This is a genomic window from Poseidonibacter antarcticus (assembly GCF_003667345.1).
Taxonomy (GTDB): domain Bacteria; phylum Campylobacterota; class Campylobacteria; order Campylobacterales; family Arcobacteraceae; genus Poseidonibacter; species Poseidonibacter antarcticus.
The window spans coordinates 39,173-53,374 of the sequence record NZ_RCWF01000005.1 but is presented as its reverse complement, the minus strand read 5'-3'; the positions used below and the strand labels follow the sequence as shown (position 1 = coordinate 53,374).

The following is a 14,202-nucleotide window of genomic DNA, read 5'->3' as shown; positions in this document are numbered from 1 at the left end:
AAAATGGATTTAAGTCTTTACATTACTTATTGGCCTTTATTACTTAAAGGACTTTTATTTACTCTTTACATTTGCTCAATAGGTATATTTTTGGCTCTTATTGGAGGATTAATACTCTATCGTATTAATAGAATTAATTTGCTTATTACTCGTTTGATTTATTCTATATATTTAAATGTGTTCAGAGGTACTCCTTTGCTTGTTCAAGTTTATTTAGTCTATTATGGTGGTCCATTTATTGGATTAGAATTAACAGCAGAACAGGTGGGTATTTTAGGTCTGAGTTTATATGGTGCAGCTTATTTTACTGAAATATTTCGCTCAGGATTTGAAAGCATTCCTAAAGGACATATTGAGGCAGCAGAAGATTTAGGTTATTCGCGTGCCCAAATTTTGATACATATTCAACTACCACAGATGTTGGGTTTGATTTTACCACCAAGTATTAATCAAACTATCATTTTAATTAAAGAATCTGCAATTCTTTCTATTATTACAGTAGCTGAACTCACAACATCAGCAGTTACCATGGCAACAGAAACATTTAGTATGCTTGAACCTTATGTGTTTTTAGCTGTAGCTTACTGGTGTATTACATTTATTGTCGCAAAAATTGGTTCTTGGTGTGAAAATCGAGCTACTATTCATTTGCAACGCAGCTAATTTAAGAATTCAGAAGGAGTTATAATCATGTCACAACAAAAAGCAATAAAACTTATTAATTTAAAAAAGCACTTTGGCGATAACGAAGTATTAAAAGGAATTAATCTCGATATCAATTATGGAGAAGTGGTTTGTATTATTGGAGGATCGGGATCTGGGAAAAGTACAATGCTTAGATGTATGAACTTCCTTGAACAGTACGATGGAGGTGAGGTATTAATAAATGGGAGACTAATAGGTTATGGTTCGGATTCTTTAGGTAATTTAGAACTATTACCAAGTAATGTTATACAAGAAGATTTAGCAGAAGTTTGTATGGTTTTTCAACAGTTTAATCTATGGCCACATATGAGTGTGATTGAAAATGTTATGTCTCCACTATTACGAGTTAATCGTTTAAGTAAAAAAGAAGCCGAGGAAAGAGCAGTAAAAGTACTTACAAGAGTGGATATGTTACATAAAAAGGATGCTTATCCAGAACAATTATCAGGTGGGCAACAACAACGTGTTGCAATTGCAAGAGCATTAGGTACTGAGCCTAAAATTATGTTATTTGATGAGCCTACTTCAGCACTTGATCCTGAGTTAGTAGGTGAAGTATTAAAAGTAATGCAATCACTTGCTCAAGATGGTATGACTATGGTAATAGTGACACATGAAATGGGATTTGCAGCTAAAGTTTCAGATAAGGTTGTCTTTCTTGCAAATGGTTTAATTGAAGAGCAAGGCAATCCAAAAATACTTTTTAGCCAACCAAAATCAGAAAAATTAAAAAGTTTTTTAAGCACATGGTCTGAACGAAATAGTGGAATTGTATAGTTTTTCCATAATGCGTTATAAACCATTTTTTTAATAACAAAACCATTTGAATAAAGAGAGCAATAACAAAGTATTGTTCTCTTCTACTTCTCTAACTTTACTCATCCATTTTACTCTGTATAATATATATACAACTATATAGTATATAGACCTCACATTATTTTGGTAATATAATATATTATAAAAGACCAAAATTGGATAAACTAAAAATGACAATAAGAGAGATGGATATATTTGTAAACGTTGCAAAATTATTAAAATTAACAAAAGTTTCTGAAAAAATGAATTTAACTCAACCAAGTATTTCTATGGCTATCAAATCAATTGAAGAAGAATTTAATGAAAAGTTGTTCGATAGAATAAGTAAAAAATTAATCATAAATGAAAGGGGTAGAGCATTATATGAAGAAGTTACTCCTATATTATTACAATTAAAAGGATTTGAAGAAAGATTTATCCAGAATAAATTTTCGGGAAATATTAATGTTGCAGCTTCAAACACAATAGGCGCCTATGTTTTAGCTGATGTTCTATATGATTATAAGAAACTATATAAGGATATAAATATTACTCATTTATATCCAGAACCTAATCATATTATCTCTTTGATTAATGAAGGTAAAGTGGACATTGGATTTATTGAATTTGAACTTTTTGATAAAGATATTGTAAAGGAATTACTTTATAAAGATGAACTTATTGTTGTGAGTTCAGATAAATCTCTTATAGAAAAAAGTTTTTATATTGATCAATTATTTGATAAAGAATGGATAGTAAGAGAAATATCTTCAGCAGTTACTCAAACTTTTTTTGATTATTTAGGAGATGTGAAATCAGATCTAAATATCACATTGGCACTTGAACATACAGTATCTATAAAGGAACTACTCATAAAGCATAAAAATGCAATTTCTATTTTACCAGCGAAAAGTGTGGAAACCGAAATTCGTTCTAATAAATTATACAAAATTGATATTATTAATATGAAGTTTGAAAGAAATACGTATATGATTTATCACAAAAATAAATTCAAGAATATTATCTTTGAATCCTTTAGAAAATTTGCATTTGAAAATATTGCTAAATAATAATACTTCGCTTATAAGAGGTTATATATAACTATTGCTTACCTTCAACTCTATTTCTACCATTCTCTTTTGCTTTATATAAAGCATTATCAGCACGTGCAATAACTTTATCTATATTTTCATCATTATTATAGATAGATACTCCAAAGCTTGCACTAAAATTTCCAATGTTTGGAAAATCATATTTGCTAATTATTTTACGAAGTGATTGAGCTAGTTTTATAGTACCCTGAAAATTAGTTTCTGGACATATTATCATAAACTCTTCCCCACCCCAGCGTCCTAAAATATCAACTTTACGTATATTTTCTTTAAGTATTTTGGCAAATTGAATAAGTACTTGATCTCCAACTTGATGACCATAGGTATCATTGACCCTTTTGAAATAATCAATATCTATAATGATGATACCGAAACTTCTTTTGAAGCGATTACTACGATTAAACTCATTATTAAGTGATTCATCAAGTTTTAGCCTGTTGAATAGTCCAGTAAGCTTATCTGTAATGCTAAGGAGCTTGTGCTCATTTAAACGTTGAATCATATGGTTATAACTATCTTTTAATATTAAGAGTTCATTTGTATCTGTCCAATGAAGGTTTAAATCAATAGCTTGAGGAGACTGCACATCCTGTTCACGTATTTTAGTTGTAAACTCTTTCAAAGGTTGTCCTAGATATTTTTTTATAAAATAAAAGATAATAAACCAAAGTGCAATTGTTTTAATGATGGAATTGATTAAAATAAGAATAAAACCATATTTAACCCGATCAAATACCAATTGATTATTAGAGTATAATGTAACTTGACCTAAAGGTATTTTATGATCAAAACTTGTTCCTTGATATTGCAGGGGGAATTCATGTTTAAATAATGTATCAGTACCAAAACCAAACTCTTTTTGTTCCGTTACTCTTCCTGAAGAATCATAATAAGTTATTTCATCTTTTTCATTGAGTACAGTTCCAATTTGTAAATCCATTTTATGATCAAGAGATTCAACTTTAATCCCAACTATTATTGGCAAATTGTACATACCAAGTAAAATAGATTGCAATAATTCATTATTGTAAGTCCAAACTGAGTCTATAATACCTCGATTAAAAGTAGCTGGTAAGGTTTGAATCTCTTTATAAAAATTAATTTTAGTATCTTCATACTCTTTATAAAGTTGAACAACTGTTACCACCACTGCAACTAAAAAATAAAAGCCAAAAATCGTAGTCAATAGATGTAAAGCAATACTTTGGCGAAAACGTTTTAATAGAGAGTTCATAATCAAATTTTTACTTAGATTGCCAGTCTTTAATTCCATATTTGTCTAAAAGAATTTGCAACCGCCCATCTTCTCGCATTTTTATAGTTTCTTCTGAAAGAATCTTAGCATACTCTTTTGAGCTCTTTTTCTTTGGTGAGAAACTAGCAAAAACATCAATAACTGCGTTTGTTACTCCAGAGACTTTTATTAAATCTGCTTTACCCATTTGTGTGATTTTATATTCCAAAACGCTTTTATCTTCAACAATAGTAGTTATTCTGCCACTAATTAACATCTCTAACAATCTTTCTAATGGTTTTTCACCTTTCATTGCTAAAACATTATTTGGTTTTTTATTAAGATACTCCATCACAGTTGGATCAACATAATCATAACCATCAATCACGCCGATCATATTAGCTTGTTTAAGTGATTGGGTTCCTGTATATTTCCAAGAAGAGTTTTTAAGGGTAAAAAAGGTGCTGTTACTTTTTCCAAGTGGAAAATCTGGAAAAATAAAATCAGGTGCTTCTTCTCTAAAACAAGCCATCGTACCATCTAATTTCCCCTCTCGAACCAATTCTAAACCACGAGTATAATTAACCTCTACAAACTCAACTTTATGACCTCTTGCTTTCATAGTTTCAACTAATAAATCACCTAAATAACCAACCTTTCCATCATTTTGTCCTTTCAAACAATCATAAGGACACCATTCATCTGTAGCTATTTTTAACGTATCTGAAAACAAATGTAGTGGAAATAGTATGCTTAAACTAAATACTGCTATACCTACTGTTTTTTTTAAACTTTTCATCTACGTTCCCCTTAATAAATTATTTGAATTCTTCATCAATTTTTAAATCATATTCTATCTTTTTAATATTTAATATTATGTCTTTAATTTCTTTTATCTAAGCTTTGAAATTAAAGTAGTTTTGAAAAAATAACATTTTGGAACAAGTTTTTCATTAGTAAAAATTGCTCTAAAAGTAAGAGTTAAAAAGATATTTTAATGTTAAGTAAAAGAGTTAGGGTATTATATTTTTTAGTTTTTATTAAAAGTTTTTTATATATATTTCTCTGTTTCCTCTACCATTTGTTGACACTGTTGTTAAATAACTTAAACCAAGTTTTTTAATTGTTTTGATTGAAGCTATATTGTCTTTATGTACTAAGGCTAAGACTCTTTTTGCTTTTAACTTATTTTGTATAAAATTAATTTGTGCCTTACCTATTTCTGTTGCATATCCTTTGCCCCAAAACTCTTTTCCTAATATAAACCCAAACTCATAATCTTTCTTTTCTAAGTAATTACATTCTATATTTCCAGCAAGACCAATAATTTTTCCACTAGTCTTTTCTACTAATGTGGATAATCCAAGTTTTTTATCAAAATTACAATTGTTCTTTATAAAATCTCTTGTCTTATCAATATTTAAACCATCACTTCCAAAAGTAAACTTTACAACATCATCATTAGAAAATACTTGTTTATATAAATCATTTGTATCTTGAAGTATTGTAGTTCTTAAAATTAATCTATCTGTTTCCATTATATTCATATGATAATTCCTTTGTATAATTATACAAATATAAGTCTAAAAGGTGGTGCTTTTTGTGTGTTAAACTTGATTAAATAACTATTTAACTATTATATTAATAATAAAAATGATGATAAAGAGTTTATATGGAATTAGTTTATTTATGGGTTGAGGATTATAAAAATATACATAAACAAGGATTTAATTTTTCGCCTAGGTTTGAGTGTGAGTTTAAAGATGAATATGATGATGAAGGAAAATTAAAAGATAATTGTGAATTAATCATAAAAGAAAAAAAAGATTATGTGAGTATCTTTCCTGATAATATAAATGTGACTGCTATTGTTGGTGAAAATGGGAGTGGAAAGAGTAGTATTTTAGAATTATTACCTTATGGTCCAAAATCAACAATAAATGATAATATAGTATTTCTTCTTTTTTATAAGAATGAAGAATATATATTGTTAAATTTAAATACTAAAAAACATATAATTATTCTTAATAATAATTATGAAAAAGTTAATTATACATTATATGCAGATATTGATAATATTGAAAAGAAATATGAACTTAGAACAATAATCTATGATACTGATTTTGCAAAAGAAAATTTTAAAGACAAAGATATACTTAAATTCTTTGATGATTTGACAAATTATGGATTCTCATTTAAAAAAGAGTATCTTGAAAATAACAATAAGATTTTTAATATTGAAAAATATAAACATATTTCAAATTTTTTAATATATATCTTAAGAGATGAATTAATTAGTTTAAATGTTTTTTTTAGACCAATTTATATGAAAATTTCAAATTTAGATATGAGTAATAGTAATTTAAAGATTGATGAAATTATTGAAAGTTTAACTAATGAAGAAATAGATATTGACATAATTAATAAATTAAAAGAAAAAAAAGATTTATTTATTAAATTAAAATATAATCAAAAAATATTTGTAAATAATTTAGATGAAATAAAGATATTTTTTGAATTGGCAATACAAGAGTACTTAGATATTGATTTTTATAATGAAAAAGATATAAGTTTTAGTGAGTTTTCGCAAGGAGAAAGAAATTTCTATAATCATTTTTTACTGTTGATGTATATTAATAAAAATCATTCAAAATCTAAAGGAAAAGAAAATGCTTTTTTTCTAATTGATGAACCAGATACAACTTTACATCCAAATTGGCAGAAAAAGTATGTAAATCAATTATTAAACATTTATAAGAATTATAAAAAAGATATTCACTTGATAATAACATCACATTCTCCATTCATCCTTTCAGATTTACCAAAAGAAAATGTAATTTTCTTAGAAAAAGGAAAACAAGTTTATCCTTTTGAAGATAATCAACAAACTTTTGGAGCAAATATTCATACTTTACTTTCTCATGGATTTTTTATGAAAGATGGACTTATGGGTGAGTTTGCAAAAAATAAGATATCTAAAATATTAAACTTTCTTAATGGTAAAAATAAATTTATCGATATACCAATAAATCAAATAAAGCCTATTATTAAAATAATAGGAGAAGACTTTTTAAGAGAAAAACTTTTAAGAATGTATGATGAAAGATTTCCTATCTCTAAAGAAGAAAAAATAAAACAATTAGAAGAAGAATTAAAGAAGTTAAGAAATGATTAAAATTAATATTAATCAAGAACTTTTGAATAAGCATATTAATCAAACTTATTCAAAATTAAAAGATTTAATTATTGGAATAAATAAGACAGGATTAAATAGCATAGATAAAAATTGTTTAGAATATATTGAGAATAATTTAAAAGATATTTTAAAAGCGAATAATGAACAATTAAAAGTATATATTAATCATTTTAAGAATAATTATGAAAACTCTATAGGAATTGAAAATCAAAAGAAAGAAGATTGGAAGCCTTTGTATAAAATTATAAGAGATGAAATTTTTGAAAAAGAATATAATAATTGGGGAAGTAGAAAAGTTCAATATAATACTTATGAATTTGTAAAGTCCTTAGATTTAAAAACTTGTCCTTATTGTAATAGAAATTATACTTTTACAGTTGATGAAGATAGTGGAAAATTACGACCTGAAATAGACCATTTTTATCCAAAATCAATATATCCTTTTTTAGCTATGAGTTTTTATAACTTAATTCCTAGTTGTCCTATTTGTAATCATACAAAAAGTAGTAAAATTAGTAATGATTTGATTAACCCTTATGATATTAAGGAGAATGATTTTAAATTTACATACAAACCTACTGATATATCTTTTACGCAAATTGATAGTAAAAAATATGATACAAATAGTTTTGAAATAGAATTTAAAAATAGTAATAAAAATATAGAAACTTTTAAACTAGATGAACTATACAAACAACACAAAGATATAGTTATTGATTTACTTATGAAAAAAGCATATTATCCAAAGTCATATATAGAAGAATTAGAAAAAAATTTTGGATTTAGTGAAGATGAAATTTATAGATATTTATTAGGAAACTATCAAAAAGAAGAAGATTTACACAAACGCCCATTATCAAAACTAATCAAAGACATAAGTGAAGAGTTAAACCTAATCTAATTTATTAGGCACTAATCTTTTGTAATTCTAACTTATATCCAATTCCTGAATAGTTAACTATAATATCTTTAGCTGTCTTTTTTCTCAAATCTCTAATCAAAGATTTTAAAGCTGCATTTGTGCATTCGTTGTTCCAAATTTCATACTCTATTTCTTCATAGGTGATAATTCTTCCTTGATTTTGTATTAGTAGATTAAGGAGTAAACTCTCTTTTTTATTTAACACGTATGATTCATTATTTTTGATGATACTTTGAGTTTGGAAGTTAAAGAAGATATTATCAGCTATTTTAAAATTGCTATATATTCTTCTTTCTATGATTTCCATACATTTGTTTAGTGCTTGGATTAAAACTTCTGCTTTAAAAGGTTTTATCAAATACTTTGTAATATAAAGTTCTAATAATTGGCTTAAATATTGATTGTCTTTATTGTTTGATATTACTATAAAAGCAGTTTTTATATCATCTTTTCGTAAGTCACATAAGAACTCAATAATATCTTTATTTTCAAAATTGCTATCTATGATGATTAAGCAAGGAGATTGCTTTATATATTGTGTTTTTGCATCATTTATATTTGTAGCACAACTTACTTTATTTACAGTATGGCTAAGAAGAGAATATAGTTTCTCTTCTTTATATTGATTATCCATTATATAAAGTACAGATAAATCACTTAGTTCCATTTCTTCCCTTATAGTAGTTCTAGTATTTCTTCACTTGTTTGTACATTTGCATAAGCAAAACTAAGTGCTGACATAATTGTCACATGAGCTAGTTTAGCTTCTACTTTTACACCGTTAAACTCTACATCACTTGTAGCACAAGCATCGTGAGCTAAAAAGCAATTATATCCATAATCACTAGCAGCTCTTGTAACTGCATCAATACACATATATGACATTGCTCCAACGATGATAACATTTGTAATATTAGAATCATCCAAAATAGCTTTTAAATTTGTATCTTTAAATGCATTTACATTATGTTTTAAAACTTGTGATTCATTCTCTTTTGGAGTTAAAGATTCATGAATTTTTGAACCATTTGAATTAGGTGTAAAAAATGGAGCTTCTTCACTTTCAAACTCATGTCTTACATGAACTATTTTTATGTCTTTTTCTCTACATTTTGTTAGTATTTTCAGTGCATTGTCTGCTGCTTCTTCTGTTTTATCTAGTTGCCATTTTGCATCTTTGATACTTCCAAAGTAGTCGTTTTGTAAATCTATAATTATTAGTGCTGTATTTTCCATTATCTTTCCTTTTATATTTTAAATTATTGTGATTAAAAGTATATAAATTAATAGAGGGAAAAAAGAAGGATTAGGAAAATTTCTTGATTAAACTATTGAATCTTTTTCCTAAACATCCACGAAGCAAAAAATAGTGATATAAACCCAAGTGCCAACATAGGAAGTATAAGAGAGATAGCCATATCAAAACTTATGTCTTTTAGAAATACACCTTTTAGTAAAACTAGAAAATACTTTAAAGGAATAATATCTGTAAAAGGTACTAACCACTCAGGCATATTCTCAACAGGTGTTGCAAATCCTGACATCAAAATAAAAGGAACCATTATGACAAATGCTCCTAAAATACCTTGTTGTTGTGTTGATGATAGTGAAGAGATAAAAAGTCCAATTCCTACCATTGAAAATAAAAAAGAGATCAATCCTATATAAAGAATAAGAAGTGAGCCTACAAAAGGGACTTTAAAAAAGACAATTGCTACAAAAAATATAAAACTAGCTTCAACAATACTTATCAAAAGAGGTGGAATAGTCTTTCCAATGATTAATAGAGTTGAAGAAAGAGGAGAAACTAAAAGTTGTTCAAACGTACCAAGTTCTCGCTCTCTCGCAACTGATAATGATGTTAATAAAAGTGCAATTAGCATTGATAAGCTTCCCATTAGATTTGGAAGTATCCACCAAAAGTTATCAAGGTTTGGGTTGTATAAGTTTCTTGAAATGATTGTATTATCAGTAGATGTACTAACTACAACTTTTTGTATAGCTGATTGAACATATTTTTGTGCTATTTGTGAGCTGTTTGATTTTCTTCCATCTGCAATTATTTGTATCGATACATTTTCGTTTTTTAGTATTTTCTTTGCAAAATTTTGTGGAATATAAATAGCTATTAAAGCTTTTTGAGAATCTATATATTCTTTTAATTGTTCTTCACTAGAAAGTCTATAAATGTTTGTAAAGGAATCACTGTATTCAAGTGTTCTTACTATCTCTTGGCTTTTTAGACTGTTATCTCTATCAAGAACTGCAATATCTATATTTTTAACTTCTAGTGTTACTGCAAATGAAAAAAGTAAAAGTTGTACTAGTGGTGGAACTATGATAATCATTCTAGATTTTTTATCGCTCCAAATAGCTAAAAATTCTTTTTTCATCAAAGCTAATAATTGAAAAATCCAAACCATTAGTCCAACCTTTTTTTTGTGATTTTAACGATTACTGAAAAGATGACTGTACCTACTATTAACATAGCAATTACATTAGGAAGAATCACTTCATAAATATCACCACTTAAAAATATACATTGTAATATCACTATATAATAACTAGCAGGAATAATATGAGTTATATATTGAAGCCATATAGGCATACTACTAATTTGGAATATAAACCCTGATAATAACAGTGCAGGTAAAAACCCAACTATCAGTGCAGCTTGTGCAGCTACAAATTGATTCTTAGCCAAAGTTGAAATCAAAAGTCCAAGACCAAGTGCTGGAAAAAGATACAATGCTGAGGTAAGAAAAAGCAAGAAAAATGAGCCAATAAATGGTATTTCAAACCATAAAATAGCAATAGCCACACAGATAATCATAGACATCATTCCAAGTATGAAGTAGGGTAGGAGTTTTCCTAAAAGTAATTCCATTATAGTAATAGGAGTTGACATAATAGCTTCCATCGTTCCTCGCTCCCATTCTCTAGCAACCACAAGAGCTGTTAATAAAGTACCAATAAGTGTTAAAATAATAGCTATAGAACCAGGTAATAAAAAGTAAGAGCTAAGAAGAGGTGAATTAAACCAATATCTTGTTTGTATCTCAAATGAAGATTGCGTAGATTTTTTATCAAAACCTTCTTGAACAAGCCAATTACTCCAAACTCCACTAGTATATTTTTGAACAAAACCTGCTACATTTGGCTCAGTTCCATCTGATAAAATTTGTATTTTTGTGTTTTGTGTTTCTAAATCTTTCTCAAAAGTTGAAGGAATAACGATAATAGCTCGTATTAATCCTCTTTGTAGTTTATCTTGAAAATCTATTCTATTATTTGTTACTTGGACATTGAAACTTTCAGAGTTTCTAAAGGCATCTACTAGACTTAGTGTATTTTTTGAAGATTTTTCAACCACGATTCCTACGGGTATATTTTTTGAATCAAGCGATATTGCATATCCCATTAAAAAAAGCAAAATCAATGGTAAAACCAAAGCTATAAGTATAGAGCTTGGATCTCGTATTATTTGATAAGATTCTTTTATGAAAAGAGCTTTAAATCTTCTAATTTTGAACATCATCACTTCTTTTTATTAGTTCTATAAAAGCTTCTTGCATTGTGGCTTTTGGAGATATTTTTAAAATAAGCTCCTGTGGTGGATCAATTGCAATTGCTTTTCCTTTATATATCAAAGCAATTTCATCACAGTATTCAGCTTCTTGCATAAAGTGAGTGGTAACCATGATAGTCATTCCTTTTTGTACCATTGCATAGATATGATTCCAAAACTCTCTTCTAGTTACGGGGTCAACACCACTTGTTGGCTCATCCAAGAAAAGTACAGCAGGATCGTGCATAATGGCACAAGCTAAAGATAATCTTTGTTTAAATCCAAGTGGTAAATCTTTTGCTTGTTTATTTTTAAATTTAGAAAGTTCAAATATTTCCAACATATTGTTTATTTTTCTTTTCTTTTTCGCTCCAATAAGTCCGTAAATTCCTGCATAAAATTTAAGATTTTCATAGACACTTATATCTGAATAAAGTGAAAACTTTTGAGACATATATCCTATTTTCCATCGAGCTTTTAGTGAAGATTCCATAAAGTTATAGCCTAATACTTTGGCTTCTCCACTTGTTGGTTTTAATAAGCCACAAAGCATTTTAAAAGTAGTTGATTTTCCTGCTCCATTTGGTCCTAAAAATCCAAATATTTGACCCTTTTTAATATTAAAACTAATATTATCAGTAGCTGTAAAATCACCAAATTTTTTAGTTAGATTTTTCACTTCTATTATATTTTCTTCGTCTGTATTTATAAACTCTATTTGCTCTGCTAATTTTGAAATACCATTAAAATCAGCTTTTAAAATATTCATAAAACCATCTTCAAAAGTAGGAATAGATTTTTTATATTCACAATTTGAAGCTTTTATATCTTCTAAAGGAGGTAATTGTTTACTTTCATCTGTGATGATTTTAATATTATTTCCTAAAATCAAACCATCTTTTATATAATCATACTGAAGCGCTAATTGCAGTGTTTTTCTTTTGTCTTTTATATCTCCAACAATATCAAATACTTTATCAGCCATTTTATTTTTCAAAATATCAGGATTTCCAAAAAAAAGAATATCTCCTTCATTTAGAAGTATAACTTCATCACAAAGTTCTGCTTCATCCAAATACGCAGTACTCCATAAAACTGTCACATTTTCTTTTGTAAGATTTTCAACCATAGACCAAAGCTCTTTTCTAGAAATTGGGTCAACTCCAACTCCTGGTTCATCTAGAAGTAAAATCTTTGGTTTTTTAATCAATGCACTAGCAAGTCCTAATTTTTGTTTCATTCCACCTGACAAGTTTTTTGCTAAGAAGTTTTTAAAGTCATAAAGTGAAGTAAACTGCAATAACTCATTTATTCTATTTTCAAGATTTTCTAAAGGAATTGATTGTAAGTTTGCAAATAATCTTAAATTTTCTTCTACAGTTAAATCTTCATACAATCCAAATTTTTGAGGCATATAACCTATTTGCTCTTGTATTATTTGGATATTTGATTCTAAATCTAAGTCCATAAGTTGGACTTCTTTGGCCTCAAAAGTTAAAAGTCCACTTAGTATTCTCAAAAGTGTAGTTTTACCTGCACCATCTGGACCTACAACTCCTGTTATTTTATTAGGCTGTATTTCAAAAGATATATTATTTAATGCCTTTTGTTTTGAAAATTCTTTTGTAAGATTTTTTACAGAAAGTATTGACATTTTATTTACAAATCAAGTTCTGGAAAACTTATAGTTACAGGCATTCCTTGTTTTAAATCATTATCAACATTTTTTAAAACTATTCGAAATCTGTAAACTAAGTCTGTTCGTAAATCTTCTGTTTGTACTGTTTTTGGAGTGAATTCTGCAAGAGGAGATATAAAACTAACTACTCCTTCATAACTTTTATTACTATCTGTAGAAATACTAGCCTTCATTCCAGCTTTTACAATTCCTAGGTATTTCTCAGAGATATAACTACGAACCCAATATTCATCACTTTTTGCAACTTCAACTATAGTTTGCGAAGCATTTACAATAGAGCCAACTTCATAAACTTTTGTTATAATTGTTCCATCAACGGGTGAATATAAAACTGTATCATCAAGATTTATTTGTAATATATTTCTTTGTGCTTTTAATGATTCTAAAGTAGCTTTAGCAGATAAAATATCTTCTATTTCATATCCATTTTGAAGTAAGTTCAATGAACTCTTTGCATAATCATATTGTGCTTTTAAATTAAGTGCAGAAGCTTTTGTATTATCATAGGATTGTGTAGATATAGAGTTTGATTTTAAAAGTTTTTGAGCTCTTTTAAAATCTTTATTTGTTTTATCTAAATTTGCCTTTACTTGCGAGAGTTGGGCTTTAGCTTTTTCTATTTCTTCGCTTCTATAACCTTTTTCTAACTTTTGTATTTGTATTTCTTGAAGCTTTATTTGCGCATTTATTTGATTTAAATTTTCTTTGAAAATAGAGTTTTCAATTGTGGCAATAACATCACCTTTTTTTAAGTCTTGACCTTCATCAAAATCTAAAGTATCAAGTCTTCCTGAAACTCTAAATGCTAAAGAAACAGTTCTAACATCAACGTTACCATAAAATTTTACTTCTTTTTCTTCATTAAAACAAGCTGTAAAAAAAAGAATACAAAAAGGTAAAAGTAAATATATTTTTTTCATAAAGAACCTTAAATAAGCTATTTAACATAAGTTAATATAATACATTAAAGA

14 protein-coding genes are annotated in these 14,202 nt (G+C 27.3%); 5 read left to right on the top strand and 9 right to left on the bottom strand.

Going from position 1 to position 14,202, the window contains the following annotated elements:
• Nucleotides 1-3 precede the first annotated feature (3 nt).
• The 3 genes from D9T19_RS07615 to D9T19_RS07605 all read left to right on the top strand — a co-directional run bounded on the left by D9T19_RS07615 (nt 4) and on the right by D9T19_RS07605 (nt 2,570).
• Nucleotides 4-663, top strand: a complete 660-nt coding sequence (locus D9T19_RS07615; protein WP_121627772.1) for an amino acid ABC transporter permease — start codon at nt 4-6, stop codon at nt 661-663.
• Nucleotides 664-690: 27 nt separating this feature from the next.
• Nucleotides 691-1,482, top strand: coding sequence for an amino acid ABC transporter ATP-binding protein (locus tag D9T19_RS07610; RefSeq protein ID WP_121627629.1), 792 nt, complete (start codon nt 691-693; stop codon nt 1,480-1,482).
• Between the two features lie 194 nt (nt 1,483-1,676).
• Nucleotides 1,677-2,570: a LysR substrate-binding domain-containing protein gene (locus D9T19_RS07605; RefSeq protein ID WP_121627628.1), complete on the top strand. Its 894-nt coding sequence runs from the start codon at nt 1,677-1,679 to the stop codon at nt 2,568-2,570.
• Between the two features lie 31 nt (nt 2,571-2,601).
• Here the strand turns inward: D9T19_RS07605 and D9T19_RS07600 are convergent, their stop codons facing one another.
• The 3 genes from D9T19_RS07600 to D9T19_RS07590 all read right to left on the bottom strand — a co-directional run bounded on the left by D9T19_RS07600 (nt 2,602) and on the right by D9T19_RS07590 (nt 5,393).
• Nucleotides 2,602-3,885 carry a GGDEF domain-containing protein gene (locus tag D9T19_RS07600; protein ID WP_121627627.1) on the bottom strand — a complete coding sequence of 428 codons (1,284 nt, stop codon included), beginning with the start codon at nt 3,883-3,885 and terminating at the stop codon, nt 2,602-2,604.
• Nucleotides 3,857-4,645, bottom strand: a complete 789-nt coding sequence (locus D9T19_RS07595) for a substrate-binding periplasmic protein (protein ID WP_121627626.1) — start codon at nt 4,643-4,645, stop codon at nt 3,857-3,859. The genes D9T19_RS07600 and D9T19_RS07595 overlap by 29 nt, the downstream gene beginning before the upstream one ends.
• A gap of 241 nt (nt 4,646-4,886) precedes the next feature.
• The gene (locus D9T19_RS07590) at nt 4,887-5,393 is read right to left on the bottom strand and encodes a GNAT family N-acetyltransferase (protein WP_121627625.1); all 507 of its coding nucleotides are present in this window, start codon (nt 5,391-5,393) and stop codon (nt 4,887-4,889) included.
• 125 nt (nt 5,394-5,518) lie between these two features.
• On the opposite strand from D9T19_RS07590, the gene D9T19_RS07585 reads away from it, so the two are divergent.
• Both D9T19_RS07585 and D9T19_RS07580 read left to right on the top strand, forming a co-directional pair.
• Nucleotides 5,519-7,021: an ATP-binding protein gene (locus tag D9T19_RS07585; protein ID WP_121627624.1), complete on the top strand. Its 1,503-nt coding sequence runs from the start codon at nt 5,519-5,521 to the stop codon at nt 7,019-7,021.
• Complete coding sequence (locus D9T19_RS07580) at nt 7,014-7,943, top strand: HNH endonuclease (protein ID WP_121627623.1); 930 nt, start codon at nt 7,014-7,016, stop codon at nt 7,941-7,943. Before D9T19_RS07585 ends, D9T19_RS07580 begins: the two co-directional genes overlap by 8 nt.
• Nucleotides 7,944-7,947: 4 nt before the next feature.
• On the opposite strand, the gene D9T19_RS07575 is transcribed toward D9T19_RS07580, so the two are convergent.
• The 6 genes from D9T19_RS07575 to D9T19_RS07550 form a co-directional block, all read right to left on the bottom strand.
• Nucleotides 7,948-8,631: a response regulator transcription factor gene (locus D9T19_RS07575; RefSeq protein WP_121627622.1), complete on the bottom strand. Its 684-nt coding sequence runs from the start codon at nt 8,629-8,631 to the stop codon at nt 7,948-7,950.
• Nucleotides 8,632-8,639: 8 nt separating this feature from the next.
• Entirely contained in the window at nt 8,640-9,200 is a 561-nt protein-coding gene (locus D9T19_RS07570; RefSeq protein ID WP_121627621.1) for a cysteine hydrolase family protein, read from the bottom strand.
• 92 nt (nt 9,201-9,292) lie between these two features.
• A complete protein-coding gene (locus tag D9T19_RS07565) occupies nt 9,293-10,387 on the bottom strand; it encodes an ABC transporter permease (RefSeq protein WP_162984560.1) in 1,095 nt (364 codons plus the stop codon).
• On the bottom strand, nt 10,387-11,499 hold the full coding sequence (locus D9T19_RS07560; RefSeq protein WP_228197985.1) for an ABC transporter permease: 1,113 nt from the start codon (nt 11,497-11,499) through the stop codon (nt 10,387-10,389). The genes D9T19_RS07565 and D9T19_RS07560 overlap by 1 nt, the downstream gene beginning before the upstream one ends.
• On the bottom strand, nt 11,486-13,186 hold the full coding sequence (locus tag D9T19_RS07555) for an ATP-binding cassette domain-containing protein (RefSeq protein ID WP_121627619.1): 1,701 nt from the start codon (nt 13,184-13,186) through the stop codon (nt 11,486-11,488). Before D9T19_RS07555 ends, D9T19_RS07560 begins: the two co-directional genes overlap by 14 nt.
• 5 nt (nt 13,187-13,191) lie before the next feature.
• Complete coding sequence (locus D9T19_RS07550; RefSeq protein ID WP_121627618.1) at nt 13,192-14,151, bottom strand: HlyD family secretion protein; 960 nt, start codon at nt 14,149-14,151, stop codon at nt 13,192-13,194.
• Nucleotides 14,152-14,202: the final 51 nt, after the last annotated feature.

Bases quoted from the DNA above. Each gene is read 5' to 3' on its own strand.
- D9T19_RS07570 (WP_121627621.1), bottom strand. From the start codon at position 9,200: ATGGAAAATACAGCACTAATAATTATAGATTTACAAAACGACTACTTT.
- D9T19_RS07600 (WP_121627627.1), bottom strand. From the start codon at position 3,885: ATGGAATTAAAGACTGGCAATCTAAGTAAAAATTTGATTATGAACTCT.
- D9T19_RS07565 (WP_162984560.1), bottom strand. From the start codon at position 10,387: ATGGTTTGGATTTTTCAATTATTAGCTTTGATGAAAAAAGAATTTTTA.
- D9T19_RS07595 (WP_121627626.1), bottom strand. From the start codon at position 4,645: ATGAAAAGTTTAAAAAAAACAGTAGGTATAGCAGTATTTAGTTTAAGC.
- D9T19_RS07610 (WP_121627629.1), top strand. From the start codon at position 691: ATGTCACAACAAAAAGCAATAAAACTTATTAATTTAAAAAAGCACTTT.
- D9T19_RS07555 (WP_121627619.1), bottom strand. From the start codon at position 13,186: ATGTCAATACTTTCTGTAAAAAATCTTACAAAAGAATTTTCAAAACAA.
- D9T19_RS07615 (WP_121627772.1), top strand. From the start codon at position 4: ATGGATTTAAGTCTTTACATTACTTATTGGCCTTTATTACTTAAAGGA.
- D9T19_RS07575 (WP_121627622.1), bottom strand. From the start codon at position 8,631: ATGGAACTAAGTGATTTATCTGTACTTTATATAATGGATAATCAATAT.
- D9T19_RS07585 (WP_121627624.1), top strand. From the start codon at position 5,519: ATGGAATTAGTTTATTTATGGGTTGAGGATTATAAAAATATACATAAA.
- D9T19_RS07590 (WP_121627625.1), bottom strand. From the start codon at position 5,393: ATGAATATAATGGAAACAGATAGATTAATTTTAAGAACTACAATACTT.
- D9T19_RS07550 (WP_121627618.1), bottom strand. From the start codon at position 14,151: ATGAAAAAAATATATTTACTTTTACCTTTTTGTATTCTTTTTTTTACA.
- D9T19_RS07560 (WP_228197985.1), bottom strand. From the start codon at position 11,499: ATGTTCAAAATTAGAAGATTTAAAGCTCTTTTCATAAAAGAATCTTAT.
- D9T19_RS07580 (WP_121627623.1), top strand. From the start codon at position 7,014: ATGATTAAAATTAATATTAATCAAGAACTTTTGAATAAGCATATTAAT.